This is a genomic window from Desulfovibrio sp. SGI.230, assembly GCF_050313065.1.
GTDB lineage: Bacteria > Desulfobacterota > Desulfovibrionia > Desulfovibrionales > Desulfovibrionaceae > Desulfovibrio.
Map to the genome: position 1 here is coordinate 310,214 of NZ_JBNPKS010000002.1, position 15,098 is coordinate 325,311.

The window sequence follows — 15,098 nt, forward strand, 5'->3', positions numbered from 1 at the left end:
GGCCTCCTGTTACTCATGAAATATGCTCATCAACCCGGGCTCCCGACCGGGCCTGCACCCAATCTACCCGGAACACGAAAAAAAGAGCACGCAGCAAGACCTGCTCCGAAGAATAGGTTGATCCGGGCCGAATGAATTTTTTTAGCAAGAATTTCTTTTTTTGAAAAGGTAAAACTGCTCCCCAACCTGCTGTTGCAAAGAAAAAAGAGGATCCTCTTTTTCTTATATTTTTAAAAATATTTTATAAAATACGGCCATAAACTCCTTCTCTTCTTTTATTAAGGTAAAATGTACAAAAAATGCGGCAACACAGATGATACAATCACTCTTTTCCAAAGAACGTCCACACAAAAGAGAAAGAATAGATATGCAATATGCTCTTCATTTTGCACATTACTGCAGTCTCTTTCATGCACACTTATCTTACTGGTAAGAAATCAAAACAAAAAATTTTTCTATATCCTGTCCAGAATCTTCCGGAAACACTTTTTCTGCTCCCCATGCAGGCTTTGAGATTGTCTATTTTTTCTCATTTGCCAAATGCATAATATATTCAAAGGCTTCTGCGCTCACCGGCTGAACGGAGAGACGGCTGCCCCGGCGCATGAGCTCCATACCGGCCAGGGCCGCATGCGCGGACAGTTCCTTGCGGCTCAGGGCAGGCAGGGCCTTGTGCAGGCGCACGTCCACCATCTCCCAGATGGGCTTTTCCGGCGTGGCCCGGGGGTCGAAATGATTGTTCTCAGGGTCCTGTGCCGTATGGTCGGGGTACGCCTCGCGCACCACTTCCACCACGCCCACGATGGAGGGGTCGGCACCGCTGTGATAGAAAAAGCCCAGGTCGCCTTTTTTCATGGCCTTCATGAAGTTGCGGGCCTGATAGTTGCGTACGCCGTCCCAGGACGTGGTCTGCCCGGGCGCGGCCTCCAGATCCTGCCAGGAGTAGCAGCCCGGCTCGCTCTTGAACAACCAGTAGTTCATGGTACCTCCTTTTTTATCAGGATATATTCTCAAAAAGAAAGTAGCAAGTGTTCTGGAAAGATGCGGGGCACGCAGGGGGCGGGAAGACCTTTTTGGGAAAAGGCCTCCTCCTTGCATCCCCCTCCCCTCCCAAAGCTTTTTCTCTGAACGATAGGAAAAGTCCCCGTCGCCGGACAAAAAGCGTCAGCATCGTCCTCTGCAAACGGACAGGAAGTCACGAGATATGTAGCGGCCAAACCATAGACGGAAAACCTGCTTCCCCCGTGACGTGGTGATACGGACGCCACCGTCACTTATTCCCCTGCATACCGTTCCAGCGTTTCACGCCCAGCCACGGCAGCCCCCTCCCCTGCCTCCGGGAAGAACGGGCATCCCCTCCGCCCTCCATCCTTTCCGGGTCACGAAAAAGTCGCCGGCAACTGACGGACAACGACGGGGACCGACGGCCAGCCCCTGACAAAAGTTTTTTCGGGGTTGGGGAGAGCACGAGAGGGGAAGGGGCAGTTTTTACAAAAAACGCCCCTTCCCCTCTCGTCCCCCCTACTCCACGGCTCCCACAACACCCATCTCCCAAAAACAACGGCGGCCCCGAAAGGCCGCCGTGACGAAGGCATGACACGCGGAAGGCCGCGCCCTCACAGGGGGCACGGCCGTCCTGCCTGTTATTCCATATCTTCCGTAAGGATCATGTGGCGCGCGGCCGCGGTCTCGTCCAGACGGCGGACGGGCATCTTCACCGGAGCATCCAGCAGCTGCTGGGGATCGGACTTGCCCAGGGCCACGATCTCGCGCAGGGCCTCGATGTAGGCATCCAGGGTCTGCTTGCTCTCGGTCTCCGTGGGCTCGGCCATGAGGCATTCATGGACGATGAGCGGGAAGTAGACCGTGGGCGCATGGAAACCGCGGTCCAGCAGGGCCTTGGCGATGTCCAGGGCACGCAGGCCTTCGGGAGCGGAGGCCACGAACTCGTGGGCGCAGATGCGGTCGAAGGGCACATCGAGCACGCCCTCCAGCTTCTTGCGCAGATAGTTGGCATTGAGGCTGGCGAACTCGGCCGCGCGGGTCAGGCCCTCGGCGCCCAGACGCATCATGTAGGCCAGGGCCTTCAGCACCACGGCGAAGCTGCCGTAGAAAGGACCGATGTGGCCGATGCTCTGCGGCAGATCGTAGTCCAGAGCATAGCTGCTGTCTTCGGCCTTGCGTACACGCGGCGCGGGCAGGAAGGGCAGCAGGCGCTCGCCCACACCCACGGGACCGCAGCCGGGGCCACCGCCGCCGTGGGGCGTTCCCAGGGTCTTGTGGACGTTGAGGTGCACCACGTCGAAGCCCACGTCGCCCACACGCATCTTGCCCAGGATGGCGTTCATGTTGGCGCCGTCGTAGTACAGCAGGGCATCTTCGCGGCGCAGCACTTCCACGATGCGCGGCAGATGCAGCTCCAGCAGGCCCAGGGTGTTGGGGTTGGTCATCATCAGACCGGCCACCTGGTCGGGATACTTGGCCATGGCTTCTTCAAGGGCGGCGGGGTCCACCATGCCGTCACGCGAAGGCACGTTGACGATCTCGAAGCCCGCCAGCACGGCCGAGGCGGGGTTGGTGCCGTGGGCCGAGTCGGGGATGAGCATCTTGGTGCGGTTGCGGCCCTTGGCCTTGTGGTAGGCGGCGATGAGCTTGACGCCGGTATATTCGCCGTTGGCCCCGGCCATGGGCTGGAAGGTGAAGGCCTTCATGCCCGTGACCTCGCACAGCCACCGTTCGGCGTCATACAGGCATTGCAGGGCGCCCTGGGCCAGTTCGCCGGAAAGCTGGGCCAGCAGGGGATGCATGCGGGCAAAGCCCGGCAAGGCGGCCACGTATTCCGTGAACTTGGGGTTGTACTTCATGGTGCAGGAGCCAAGGGGATAAAAATTGGCATCCACGCTGTAGTTGAGCTTGGACAGATTGGTGAAGTGGCGCACCACGTCCAGCTCGGAGCACTGGGGCAGGCGCGGCGCGCTCTTGCGCAGCAGGGCTTCGGGCAGCATCTGCGCGGCGCGGGGCGCGTCGTCGTCCACAGGCAGGGCCAGACCGGGAGCGCGGCGGCCTTCTACGGATTCGGCAAAGATGGTTTTCACAGCAGACCTCCCAGCTTTTCGACCATGGCATCCACCTGCGCACGCGTATTGCATTCGGTGCAGGCCAGCAAGAGCACATCATCCATGCCCGCATAGGCACGGCCCACAGGATAACCGGCGGCCACGCCCTGACGCAGCAGGGCCTGCACCACCTCCTCGGCGGGACGCGGCAGGCGCAGGGCCACTTCGTTGCCGAAGGGCGCGTCATTGAGCAGCGAGACACCGGGCAGGGCCGTGAGCTTTTCCACCGCGTAGCGGGCCAGGGCCATGCCGTGTTCGGCCACGCGGGCCAGACCGTCCGGGCCCACCAGCGAAAGGTACATGAGCGCGCGCAGGGCGCACAGGGACTGGTTGGAGCAGATGTTGGACGTGGCCTTGGCGCGCCGGATGTGCTGCTCGCGGGCCTGCAGGGTGAGCACATAGCCGGTGCGGCCTTCCAGATCCGTGGTGCGGCCCACGATACGGCCGGGGAACTGGCGGATATGCTCCTTGCGGCAGGTCATGATGCCCAGATAGGGGCCGCCGAAGCTCAGGGGCTGGCCCAGGCTCTGGCCTTCGGCCACGGCGATGTCGGCGCCCATCTCGCCGGGGGTCTTGAGCACGGACTGCATGACCGGATAGACGGAGATGACGCCCAGAGCCTTGCAGGCGCGGGCATGGGCGAAAAGCTCGCTGAAGTCGGCCACGGCGCCGAAGAAGTTGGGGTTCTGCACCAGCACGGCGGCGCAGGTGGCGTCCACGGCGGCCTTGAGGCCTTCCATGTCGCTCAGGCCGTCCTTGTGGGGCACGGTCACCAGGGTGATGTCCAGGCTGGAGGAGTAGGTCTCCAGCATGGCCCGCCAGATGGGATTGATGCACTGGTCCACCACCAGCTTTTTGCGGCGGGTGGCGCGCACGGCCATCATGCAGGCCTCGAACAGGGCCGTGCCGCCGTCATAGACGGAGGCATTGGCGCAATCCATGTCCAGCAGGCGGCTCACTGCGGTCTGGTATTCGAAGATGGCCTGCAGGGTGCCCTGCGAGCATTCGGCCTGATAGGGCGTGTAGGAGGTATAGAACTCGCTGCGGCCGGAAAGGGCGTCCACGGCGCGGGGCACATAATGGGCATAGAAGCCCGCGCCCAGGAAGGAGACGGAGGGCGAGACGTTGGCGGCGGCCAGGTCCTCGAAGTAGCGGCACACGGCGAATTCGCTCTGCCCCTTGGGCAAATCGAAATGTTTGGGGCGCATTTCAGGCGGGATGTCCGCAAAAAGGTCATCAAGGTTGCGCACACCCACGACGGAGAGCATTTCCTGCACTTCGTCCGGCGTATGGGGAATGAATGGCATAGGGGAGCTCCTTGCAGCGAAGGCTGCCGTGCTGGTGGAAAAAAGGCGGCAGGGCCGGAGCCCTGCCGCTCCACGGACTAGTGCTGCTCGTTCTTGCAGTGTTCTTCGTAGGCCGCGGCGTCCATCAGGCCTTCGGGCTGGGCGGACAGCTTCACGCGCACGATCCAGCCGGCGCCGTAGGGATCGCTGTTCATGACTTCGGGAGCGTTCTCCAGCTCGGTGTTCACGGCCACCACCGTGCCGCTGACGGGCGAGATCAGATCGCTGGCCGCCTTCACGGATTCCACGGCGCCGAACTCGCTGCCGGCGGTCAGTTCGTCACCTTCGGCGGGCATGTCCACATAGGTGATGTCACCCAGGGATTCCTGGGCGAAATGGGTGATGCCGAGGACAGCTTCTTCACCGTTGACTTTGGCCCATTCGTGGGACGCACTGTACAGGAGGTCTTCGGGATTGCTCATGGTCTTCTCCTTGGTCCGGGGCGATGCGCTGTCCCGGAAGTTGATGTCAGCATCTGTGGCGGGGCGAGGGGCCCCGGCAGTCCGCCATCCGCATGGTGCTGCCGGGCCTCCCCTGCCCTGCCGGGATCTTTCCTGAAATATGGCCGGAGTACCGTCTTTCTTCGTCCGGCCGCGCCGGACAAGGGACGGCGGACAGGCTCCGTACCGGCCCGCGAAAGCCGGGACGCCCCGTGCCTAGGCCAGCTTCTGGCGGGCCGTGCCTTCCTTGTAGAAGGGCGCTTCGGTGACCGTGGCCTTGAGCTGGCTGCGCGAGGCCTGCACCAGATAGGTGGCGGCATCGGCCTTGTCGGCGTCGGCCCAGGCAAAGGCCACCACATGGCCCAGCGAAGGCGCGAACGAACCGCTGGTGACCACGCCCGCCGGGGTGCCGTCTTCCAGCAGGAGCGCATCGCCGTTGCGGGCGGCGCGGCGGCCTTCGATGCTCAGGGCCAGCAGTTTCTGGCGCACTTCCTGCGCGCCTTCACGGCCCACATACGGGGCGATGCTGGTCAGCATGCGGCCCATGCCCGCCTCGGCCGGGGTGTGGTTCTCGTCCAGCTCGTGGCCATAGAGGGGCAGACCGGCTTCCAGACGCAGGGTATCGCGCGCGCCAAGGCCCACAGGCTTGACCCGCTCATCGGCCAGCAGGGCTTCCCACAGGGCCTGGGTCTGTCCGGCAGGCACGTAGAGTTCGAAACCCAGCTCACCGGTGTAGCCGGTGCGGCTCACCAGCAGCTCGCAGCCCTGCCAGGCCTCGCTGCGGAAGCCGAAATAGGGCATGTCGCGCAGGCTGCGGCCCAGCAGGGTTTCCAGCACGTCCACGGCTTCGGGGCCCTGCAGGTCGATCTTGCCGGTCTGCTCCGAGATGTCGGTCAGGGCCACGCCTTCGGGCAGGCGGGCACGCAGGGTGGCAAAGTCCCCGGCGGCGCAGGCGGCATTGACCACCACCATGAAGTCGTCCGGGCCGAAACGGTAGACGATGCAGTCATCCAGCACCGTCCCCTTTTCCGTCAGCAGGAAGCCGTAGCGGCAACGGCCAGGGGCCAGCGTGGCCAGGTTGTGGCTCACGGCGGCGGCCAGCGCCGCATCGGCACCGGCGCCCCGGATGCGGAACTCGCCCATATGGCAGATATCGAACAGACCGGCATGCTGACGGGTATGCTGGTGCTCCACGAGGATGCCCTCATACTGGATGGGCATCAGCCAGCCCGCGAAAGGCGCCATCTTGGCGCCGTGGGCCACATGCCAGTCCGTGAGCGGGGTCTTGAGTTCGGCCACGGTTCCTTCCTCCTTTCCGGCGCGGCTCCGGCCGGATGACGGATGACACGGTCAGGACAGGGCCCGACCGGCCTGATGTTAGCGCAGAGAGGTCGCTCCTCCCCGAAGCGTGCGGGACCTGTCCCGGAACGCCCGGAGGGATGGCCTACAACGTCGTAAAAAACTGCTCCATGCGCTGCGGATCGCAATGGGAAAAATATTCCTGCCAGGCCACCCCGTTCAGGGCCCCGGCCAGCGCGTCGCTCCGGCAGCGCACCCCGCGCAGGCGCTCTTCCAGCCCGGCGATGTCCGCGGCGGCGAAAAAGTCCCCGCAGATGCGGCAGTCCCGGACGATGCCGTCCCGCACGTCCAGGCGCCAGTCCACCAGCCCCCAGGGGAAACGTTCGCGCCGCTGCAGGGTGAAGGCCGGCGAGGCGCCGTAATTCCAGTCCCAGCTGCGGTATTTGCGTTCCGCCAGTTCTTCCGCGGCCCGCAGCACCTCCGGCTCCAGGCTCCCCTCCCCGTCGGCGCAGTGGCGCAGCAGCGCGGCCCGCAGGTCTTCCATGCCGCTGCCCGGCGTCCAGAACTCGGAGATGTTGGCCACCCGCGAGCGTACCGAGGCGATGCCCTTGGAGCGGATCTTGTCCGGGTCCACATGCAGGGCCTGCACCAGCTCGCCAAAATCCAGCGATACCAGCAGGGTGCCGTGATGCAGGATGCGCCCCTGCCGCAGGGATTGCGCGCTGCCCGAGATCTTGCGGCCCCCGGCTTCCAGATCGTTGCGTCCGGTAAGGGAGGCCTGCACGCCGAGCTCGGCCAGCGCCGCGCAGACAGGACGCAGGTAGCGCGCGAAGTCCACGGTCTTGCGCCCGTGCGCATTCTCCATGAAGGAAAAATTGAGGTTGCCCAGATCATGATAGACCGCGCCGCCGCCGGTCATGCGGCGCACCACGGGCAGGCCGCGCCGGCGGACGAAGTCAGCGTCGATCTCGTCCAGCGTGACCTGATGGCGTCCCACGATGACGCTGGGGGCGTTCTGCCAGAGCAAAAACAGGCCCGGATGATCCGCGGGCAGCCATTGCAGCAGGCATTCTTCAAGAGCGAGATTAAGAGCAGGATCGGTGGAAGAAAGGGAAAGAAACTGCATGGGGCGCTCCTGAAAAGACAGCCGACCGGTGCCGGGTCCGGCATAAAAATAGCATAGCTGCAGGGGCCCAACAAGAAATATTTCAGAAAATACTTTGTGAAATATGGCGTGAGGTCGAGCCCATGCCCGTCTGACGGCAAGGGCGGCACAGGCCGCCTCCTGCCATCCCGAGACAGTGCAGGAGCATAACCTGCTGTGAGAAAAAAGGGAACGCCACCTTCCGGCACGCCCGGAAAGATACGCCCATTCCAAAAGGCCGCACACGGGACCGGCCGCAAGGCTGACGCCGCTGTGCCATGTTTGGATGCAGAGGTGAAAAGGAATCATCCTTCTCAGGAAAACGACGTTCGCCAACGCAGTCTCACGCATACTATCCGCATACTGCGTCGATTTTTCCTGTTCATTTTTTGCGATACCAATGCAGGAATAAAGAGAGAATAGGCAAAAAATATCACTCTATCAGAAGACAGACTGTCATAAAAAATAATTTATGCAATCATGTGAAATGATTTTCTTATAAAATTTTTTTTAAATATCTTATAAATTTCATCTATCGATTACAAACATTCATCTGTGATGGCGGGTACATCTTTGCGCCATCAGCCCCGTTTGTCCCTGCGGCCCGGCCATGGCAGGGCCCGATCCGCTCCTTCCGCAGCCGGGGATGGAGCAAGGGCACAAAAAAAGCGGGGAAGAGGCACAAGTCCTCTTCCCCGCCATGCGGACGCTTCGTCCTGCGGCCTAGTGGCAGCGGATGCCCGTCAGCAGATGGGCCATCTTTTCCTTCTTGGTACGCAGATAGGATTCGTTTTCGGGGCAGGCTTCGATCTCGATGGGCACGCGTTCCACGATCTCCATGCCGTAACCGGACAGACCCACGATCTTCTTGGGGTTGTTGGTCAGCAGGCGGATCTTGGTGATGCCGAGGTCCACGAGGATCTGGGCGCCGGTGCCGTAGTCGCGCAGGTCATCGGGGAAGCCCAGCTTGCGGTTGGCTTCCACGGTGTCGTAGCCCTCGTCCTGCAGGGCATAAGCGCGGATCTTGTTGGCCAGGCCGATGCCGCGGCCTTCCTGACGCATGTAGAGCAGCACGCCGCGGCCTTCCTTTTCGATCTGGCGCAGGGCGGCGGCCAGCTGGCCACGGCAGTCGCAGCGCAGGGAGCCCAGGGCGTCGCCGGTGAGGCACTGGCTGTGCACGCGCACCAGCACGGGTTCGGGCGTGGTGATGTCGCCCTTGACCAGGGCCAGATGGGTGCCGGGCTCGCGGTCGCTCTCGTAGGCGTAGACCGTGAAGTCACCGTACAGGCTGGGCAGGTGGGCCTTGGCATCGCATTTGACGGACACCTGGCCGCGACGCATGCGGTAGCAGATGAGGTCGCGCACGGAGGCGATCTTCAGGCCGTGCTCGGCGGCAAAGACTTCCAGGTCGGGCATGCGGGCCATGGTGCCGTCGTCCTTCATGATCTCGCAGATGACGGCGGCGGGCTTGAGACCGGCCAGACGGGCCAGGTCCACGCTGCCTTCGGTCTGGCCGGCGCGGGCCAGCACGCCGTCGGGACGGGCGCGCAGGGGGAAGACGTGACCGGGGGTCACCAGGTCGTCGGGACGGGCGCCGTCGGCCACGGCGGTCTTGATGGTGGTGGCGCGGTCGGCGGCGGAGATGCCGGTGGTGATGCCTTCGCGGGCCTCGATGGACACCGTGAAGTTGGTGCCGAAACGCGAGCCGTTATGTTTGGCCATCAGGGGCAGTTGCAGCTTGTCGGCCATTTCGCCGGACATGGGCAGGCAGATGAGACCACGGCCGAACTTGGCCATGAAATTGATGGCTTCAGGGGTCACGAATTCGGCGGCCATGGTCAGGTCGCCTTCGTTTTCCCTGTCCTCATCGTCCACAAGAATGATCATTTTGCCCTGCCGGATCTCGGCAATGGCTTCTTCAGTGCTGCACAGAGGCATGTCAATTCCTTGGCTTGTGCCGTACGGGACGGCGTTATCTTCGTTTGTGCCTAAAGGTAGGGCCGCTCTGCCGTCCTGTCAACGGGGGACGCGCTTTGGGGCCGGGCCGTGGCCGGGCATGCCCTCCGCAGGGAGCCCGAAGGCGGGCAGGGGCATCCGGCGGCCCGGAGCCGCGGCTAGCCCTCGTTGCGGGGCAGATCGCGCAGGGGCTGCCCCAGCAAAAAGGGCAGTTCGGCTGCCGTCAGCGCGCCGCGCTCCACACAGAGCTGGCGGAAGGCGGCGTCGTACCGCTCCATGGCCGCGGCGGCCTCACGGTCGCCCATGTCCAGCAGGACGAAGTACTGGCGCACGTCGCAGGCTTCCTCATGGGCCTGCACCAGCTCCTCCCACAAACGGCGCTGCGCGTCGGGCAGGGGCAGCAGGGCGATGGCCGCCCGGCGGTCCAGGGCCGGGACGTCCCGCAGCAGGGCCTCCAGCGGCCGGGTATCCTCGCAAAACAGCACGCCGCACTGCACGGGACGCCGCTCATAGATGGTACAGCCCGTGCCGGGCGCATAGGCCAGGCACTGCCACGGATGCGGGGCCTTGCCCGTACCGGCCAGTTTGATCATCTCGTTCTCCAGCTGGGCCAGGCCGCCGCCCATGCCGTCCTGCCGGGCCCACTGGCCGCGACGCAGGCAGACGAGCATCTCCGGCTTCAGGGCGCCCGAGGACAGCAGCGGGGCATCGTCCCGTAGCAGGCCGGGCCCGCCCAGTTCACAGCAACGGCCGCAACGGCGGCACACAGGCGCGTTATCCGGCATGGCTGCCTTCCTCCTTCTCATGCTCGGCGCGGGCGGCACGGTTGGCCTCGAAACGCTGTCCGAAGCGGCGGGTGAGCCAGCGCGAGAAGTCTTCCATATAAGCGTAATACACGGGCGTGATGTACAGGGTCACCAGCTGGGAGAAGCACAGGCCGCCCACCACCGCCAGGCCCAGGGGACGGCGGGCCTCGGCGCCGGCGCCCATACCGATGGCGATGGGCAGCGCGCCCATGAGGGCCGCCATAGTGGTCATCATGATGGGACGGAAACGCACATGACAGCCTTCGGTGATGGCGTCCAGCGGCGTGTGCGAGGGGTCATGACGCTGGGCTTCCAGAGCGAAGTCCAGCATCATGATGGCGTTCTTCTTCACGATGCCCAGCAGCATGATGACGCCCACGAAGCCGTAGAGGTCCAGCGGCTGGCCGAAGATCCAGAGGGTGAACAGGGCCCCGAAGCCCGCCGACGGCAGGCCGGAAAGGATGGTCAGCGGGTGGATGAAGCTCTCGTAGAGGATGCCCAGCACCAGATAGATGACCACGATGGCCAGCAGGAGCAGCCAGCCCATGCCCTTGAGCGAATCCTGGAAGGCCTGGGCTGTGCCCTGGGACTTGGCGCTCACCGAGTCGGGCAACAGCGGCAGGCTGACGCGTTCCACGGCGGCCACGCCTTCGCTCAGGGCCACGCCGGGACGCAGGTTGTACGAGATGGTCACGGCCGGGAACTGGCCGTCATGGTTCACGGCGATGGGGCCCACGCCCGGGCTCATCTTGGCCACGGTGGACAGGGGCACCAGCTCGCCGCTGGAAGAGCGCACATACAGGCGCGTCAGGGCGTCGGGGTTGCGCTGGAAGTCTTTGCGCACTTCCACGAAGACCGTGTAGTCGTTGGTGGGCGCGTAGATGGTGGAGACTTCGCGCGAGCCGTAGGCCGTCTGCAGGGCCAGCTCGATCTGCCCGGCGCTGATGCCCAGGGCCGAGGCGCGGTTACGGTCGATGGTCACCCGGATCTCGGGGTTCTTGAGCTGGAGGTCGCTGTTGACGTCCTGGATCTCCGGCACCTGGCGCAGGGCGGCCTCCACCTTCTGGGCACATTCGAAGAGCTCCTGCATATTGGTACCGGTGAGGGTGTACTGGTACAGGGCCTTGGTGGAACGCCCGCCGATGTTGATGGCCGGCGGCACGCGCAGGAAGACCTGCATGGCCGGCGAGGTGTTGAGCTCGCGGCGCAGGCGCTGCACCACGGTCTGGATGTCCGGACGCTCGCCGTGGGGCTTGAGGTGGATCATGAGCGTGCCGTTGCTCATGCTCTGGCTGCTGCCCACGATACCCACCACGGAATTGAAACGGTCCACATGCGGGTTGTTGCGCAGCACCTCGTCCAGCTTGTGCTGGGCCTTGACCATGCCTTCAAAGGAGATGCCCTGCTCCGCCTCGGTGGTGGCCACCACAAAGCCCATGTCTTCGCTGGGCAGGAAGCCCTTGGGCACGATGACGCCCAGCCAGCCGGTGGCCAGCAGCAAGAGGAGCGAGAAGATCAGCGTGGTGCGGCGATGCCGCAGTACCACATCCAGGGAGCGGGCGTACTTGTCGGCCAGCCATTCGAAGGCGCGCTCCAGCTTGCCGTAGATGCCCTCATAGCCCACGCGGTGCTTGCTGCCCGAATGGCGCAGGAAGTAGGCGCAGAGCATGGGGGTCAGGGTCAGGGAGACCACGCCCGAGAACAGGATGGCCGTGATGATGACCACGGCGAACTCGTAGAACAGACGGCCCACGATGCCGCCCATGAACAGTACCGGGATGAACACCGCCGCCAGGGAGACGGTCATGGAAAGGATGGTGAAGCCGATCTCGCCCGAGCCGTCATAGGCCGCCGTGAGCGGGTCCTTGCCCATCTCCTGGTGGCGGACGATGTTCTCCAGCATGACGATGGCGTCGTCCACCACAAAGCCCACGGCCAGGGTAAGGGCCATGAGCGACAGGTTGTCCAGGCTGAATCCCATGGCCAGCATCACCGCAAAGGTGGAGATGACCGACATGGGCAGGGCCAGGCTGGGGATGATGGTGGCCGGCAGGTTGCGCAGGAACAGGAAGATGACCAGCACCACCAAGAAGACCGTCAGCACCAGGGTGAACTTCACCTCGGCCACGGACTCGCGGATGGATTCCGAACGGTCATAGAAGATCTCCAGCTTGACCGAGGGCGGCAGCTGGCGGGTCAGGCCGGGCAGCAGGGTCTTGATGTCGTCCACCACCTGCACGGTGTTGGCGCCGGGCTGGCGTTCCACGGCCAGCATGATACAGGGCTTGCCGTCATCCGCCCAGGAGAGCTGCTTGTCCTGCTCCACGCTGTCCACCACTTCGCCGATGTCCGAAAGGCGCACGGGCGCGCCGTTGCGGTAGGCCGCCACCACATCGCGGAAGGCTTCGGCGTCTTCCAGCTGGCCCGAGGCCTTGATGGCGCTGGCGCGTCGCTCCCCTTCCAGCGAACCCGTGGGCAGCTTGCTGTTGGCATTGCTCACGGCATCGGCCACCTCGTCGATGCCCAGCCCGCGGCTGGCCAGGGCGTCGGGGTCCACACGCACGCGCACGGCATACTTCTTCTGCCCGTAGATGACCACCTGGGCCACCCCTTTGACCATGGAAAGTCGCTGCCCCACCAGGGTATCGGCGTATTCGTTGAGCTCGTACAGCGGCAGGGTGGGAGAGCCCACGCGCAGATAGAGGATGGGATAGTCTGCCGGGTTGACCTTGCGGAAGCTGGGGTCATTGGTCATGTTGGTGGGCAGACGGCGCTGGGCCAGACCGATGGCGGCCTGCACGTCCAGGGCCGCGGCGTCGATATCACGGTCCAGGGCGAACTGGATGGTGATGCGTGTTCGGCCCGTGGCATTGACGGACGAGATGGAGTCGATGCCCGCGATGGTGAAGAATTCCTTTTCCAGCGGCGTGGCCACGGAAGCGGCCATGGTCTCCGGGTCAGCGCCGGAAAGGTCGGCGCTCACCTGGATGGTGGGAAAGTCCACGTTGGGCAACTGGTTGACCGGCAGGTTCACATAACTGGCAGCCCCGAAGAAGAGCATGCCCAGCATGATGAGTGCCGTGGCCACGGGTCGGCGGATGAAAAGGGCAGCGATATTCATACGCTGCAGCATACCTGCCCGTCCCGCAGGACACAAGCGGGCGAGCCCCTGGCCCGCCCGCACAAATGTTGCGTCTGCAACGGTATTTTATTTGAGATTCAAGGGGATTATCCCCAAGAAGCAGCTCGGGAATTTTTTCTGTTAAAAACAGCCCGCCTGACGCAGGAAGAGGAAGGCCCCCAGCCCGATGCACAGGGCACCGATGACCTTGCGCAAAAACGGCGCCGACACGCGCTGGGCCATGGCGATGCCGCCCAGCAGGCCCACCACCTGCACGGCGCACAGGGCAGGCAGCAGCATCCAGTCCACATGGCCGCCCATCATGTTGCCCACGCTGCCGGAAAACGAGGTGGCGATCTGGTAGGGCATGGACAGGGCCACGGCATGGATGGGGGAATAGCCCACCAGCACCATCCAGGGGATGGAGGCCACAGGACCGCCCGCACCGGTGAGCCCGGCCATGAAGCCCGTGGCGCCGCCGATGACCGCCCTGCCCTTCCAGCCCAGCCAGAAGGGGCTGCCCTTGCGGCCCGGTTTGGGCGGACGCAGGGTGCAGGCACCGGCAAAAACGATGATGACCGCCAGGATCATGACCAGCGGTCCGGCGTCGATGCGGGCATTGACCAGCGCACCGGGCGCAGCACAGACGAAGCTGCCCAGGGCAAAGGGCACGGCCTCCATAAAACGGTAGTGCCCGTTCTTGTGATAGAGCCATGTCCCCACGAAGCCCGTGCCGATGAAGGAGGCCAGCGCCGTCCCCATGGCCGTGTGCGGCTCCAGACCGCTCATGAGGATGAGCACCGGCGGCACCAGGATGCCGCCCACCCCGGCCAGCCCCACAAGAAAGCCCACCAGCAGACATACCAGCAAAACAACGATCATCACGACCCCCGGATGTGCAAAAATCGATGCGGCACGCTGGCCGCACCTTCTATGCCTTATTCTCCTTTTTGGCCCTGCTGGCAAGATACGGCGAGAATGTTGCGCGGATGCGTCCCCAGCCTTCTTCGAGGCTCAAAATACGTTGCATCCGTGCATCATAAAAAGGCAATAGATTCTTTTTACTGATAGTTTCCGCGTATCCCCGACAGAGCGCCCGCCCTGCAGGGGAGCACGTCAGGCGCGCCGTCCCGGCAAAGGGCATGAAAAAAGGCAGGGATCATACCCTGCCCGTATGGCTTTTGGGAAAAGCGTTCCCTGCCCCGTACGGCACGAGGCAGCCGGCTACTGCCATTCCGGGCCCTCCATGAGCCCGCAGGAACTCATGGCCGTGAACAGCACGATGCCCGCAGCCGTGGAAAGGTTGATGCTGCGCACGCTGTCCTTGAGCATGGGGATGCGTACCTTGTACGGGGAGCGCTTCAGGATCTCCGGCGGCAGGCCGCGCGTCTCGGGCCCGAAGACCAGACAGTCGTCCGGCGCGAAGGCGAAGTGCTGCAAAGGCTCCCCGCCCCGGGCCGAGGTCAGCACACAGCGCGGCGGCGTACCGCCGTTCTCCGCCGTGGCCGCGGCCAGCCAGCTGTCCCAGTCCGGCCAGACATCCATGCGCACATGCGGCCAGTAATCCAGCCCGGCACGCTTGAGGTAGCGGTCTTCCAGCTTGAAGCCCAGCGGCTCGATGAGGTTGAGGTGGATGCCCGTGGAGGCGCACAGGCGCGCGATGTTGCCGGTATTGGGCGGGATCTCCGGCTCGAACAAGACGATCTTCATAGGATGGCGTCCCTTGTTGATGACGACGGTAACTAAAGTGTGGCGGGAAGAGGGCTTTGAAGGGGACCACTTCCTCGCGGCAGCGGTCTGCTGACGCTCCTCCCTGCCCGCCGGCCACGCGGAGGCGTCACGGGCATGGACAGAGATGCGGAGGCTCCCC

At 63.8% G+C, this 15,098-nt stretch carries 11 protein-coding genes; all 11 read right to left on the reverse strand.

Annotated features, from left to right (window positions below; translation table 11 throughout):
* Nucleotides 1-519: 519 nt before the first annotated feature.
* The 11 genes from ACQRAG_RS03410 to ACQRAG_RS03460 all read right to left on the reverse strand — a co-directional run bounded on the left by ACQRAG_RS03410 (nt 520) and on the right by ACQRAG_RS03460 (nt 14,938).
* Nucleotides 520-981: an EVE domain-containing protein gene (locus tag ACQRAG_RS03410; protein ID WP_006007954.1), complete on the reverse strand. Its 462-nt coding sequence runs from the start codon at nt 979-981 to the stop codon at nt 520-522.
* 662 nt (nt 982-1,643) lie between these two features.
* Nucleotides 1,644-3,095 carry an aminomethyl-transferring glycine dehydrogenase subunit GcvPB gene (gene gcvPB, locus ACQRAG_RS03415; RefSeq protein WP_427804128.1) on the reverse strand — a complete coding sequence of 484 codons (1,452 nt, stop codon included), beginning with the start codon at nt 3,093-3,095 and terminating at the stop codon, nt 1,644-1,646.
* Nucleotides 3,092-4,423: an aminomethyl-transferring glycine dehydrogenase subunit GcvPA gene (gene gcvPA, locus ACQRAG_RS03420; RefSeq protein WP_204625885.1), complete on the reverse strand. Its 1,332-nt coding sequence runs from the start codon at nt 4,421-4,423 to the stop codon at nt 3,092-3,094. The genes gcvPB and gcvPA overlap by 4 nt, the downstream gene beginning before the upstream one ends.
* Before the next feature lie 77 nt (nt 4,424-4,500).
* Nucleotides 4,501-4,884: a glycine cleavage system protein GcvH gene (gcvH, locus tag ACQRAG_RS03425; RefSeq protein ID WP_040369793.1), complete on the reverse strand. Its 384-nt coding sequence runs from the start codon at nt 4,882-4,884 to the stop codon at nt 4,501-4,503.
* A gap of 234 nt (nt 4,885-5,118) precedes the next feature.
* On the reverse strand, nt 5,119-6,201 hold the full coding sequence (gcvT, locus tag ACQRAG_RS03430) for a glycine cleavage system aminomethyltransferase GcvT (RefSeq protein WP_427804127.1): 1,083 nt from the start codon (nt 6,199-6,201) through the stop codon (nt 5,119-5,121).
* A gap of 145 nt (nt 6,202-6,346) precedes the next feature.
* Nucleotides 6,347-7,327, reverse strand: coding sequence for a lipoate--protein ligase (locus ACQRAG_RS03435; RefSeq protein WP_204625887.1), 981 nt, complete (start codon nt 7,325-7,327; stop codon nt 6,347-6,349).
* 741 nt (nt 7,328-8,068) lie between these two features.
* Complete coding sequence (locus ACQRAG_RS03440; protein ID WP_204625544.1) at nt 8,069-9,283, reverse strand: bifunctional 3,4-dihydroxy-2-butanone-4-phosphate synthase/GTP cyclohydrolase II; 1,215 nt, start codon at nt 9,281-9,283, stop codon at nt 8,069-8,071.
* A 176-nt stretch (nt 9,284-9,459) separates the two neighbouring features.
* A complete protein-coding gene (locus ACQRAG_RS03445; protein ID WP_168936087.1) occupies nt 9,460-10,086 on the reverse strand; it encodes a YkgJ family cysteine cluster protein in 627 nt (208 codons plus the stop codon).
* A complete protein-coding gene (locus ACQRAG_RS03450; protein ID WP_427804131.1) occupies nt 10,076-13,228 on the reverse strand; it encodes an efflux RND transporter permease subunit in 3,153 nt (1,050 codons plus the stop codon). The genes ACQRAG_RS03445 and ACQRAG_RS03450 overlap by 11 nt, the downstream gene beginning before the upstream one ends.
* A gap of 141 nt (nt 13,229-13,369) precedes the next feature.
* Nucleotides 13,370-14,110, reverse strand: a complete 741-nt coding sequence (locus ACQRAG_RS03455) for a sulfite exporter TauE/SafE family protein (protein ID WP_006007943.1) — start codon at nt 14,108-14,110, stop codon at nt 13,370-13,372.
* Nucleotides 14,111-14,452: 342 nt separating this feature from the next.
* Nucleotides 14,453-14,938 carry a tRNA (cytidine(34)-2'-O)-methyltransferase gene (locus tag ACQRAG_RS03460; protein WP_168936084.1) on the reverse strand — a complete coding sequence of 162 codons (486 nt, stop codon included), beginning with the start codon at nt 14,936-14,938 and terminating at the stop codon, nt 14,453-14,455.
* Between the last annotated feature and the right edge of the window lie 160 nt (nt 14,939-15,098).

Bases quoted from the DNA above. Each gene is read 5' to 3' on its own strand.
- ACQRAG_RS03410 (WP_006007954.1), bottom strand. From the start codon at position 981: ATGAACTACTGGTTGTTCAAGAGCGAGCCGGGCTGCTACTCCTGGCAG.
- gcvPA (WP_204625885.1), bottom strand. From the start codon at position 4,423: ATGCCATTCATTCCCCATACGCCGGACGAAGTGCAGGAAATGCTCTCC.
- gcvH (WP_040369793.1), bottom strand. From the start codon at position 4,884: ATGAGCAATCCCGAAGACCTCCTGTACAGTGCGTCCCACGAATGGGCC.
- ACQRAG_RS03435 (WP_204625887.1), bottom strand. From the start codon at position 7,327: ATGCAGTTTCTTTCCCTTTCTTCCACCGATCCTGCTCTTAATCTCGCT.
- ACQRAG_RS03440 (WP_204625544.1), bottom strand. From the start codon at position 9,283: ATGCCTCTGTGCAGCACTGAAGAAGCCATTGCCGAGATCCGGCAGGGC.
- ACQRAG_RS03445 (WP_168936087.1), bottom strand. From the start codon at position 10,086: ATGCCGGATAACGCGCCTGTGTGCCGCCGTTGCGGCCGTTGCTGTGAA.
- ACQRAG_RS03450 (WP_427804131.1), bottom strand. From the start codon at position 13,228: ATGAATATCGCTGCCCTTTTCATCCGCCGACCCGTGGCCACGGCACTC.
- ACQRAG_RS03455 (WP_006007943.1), bottom strand. From the start codon at position 14,110: ATGATCGTTGTTTTGCTGGTATGTCTGCTGGTGGGCTTTCTTGTGGGG.
- ACQRAG_RS03460 (WP_168936084.1), bottom strand. From the start codon at position 14,938: ATGAAGATCGTCTTGTTCGAGCCGGAGATCCCGCCCAATACCGGCAAC.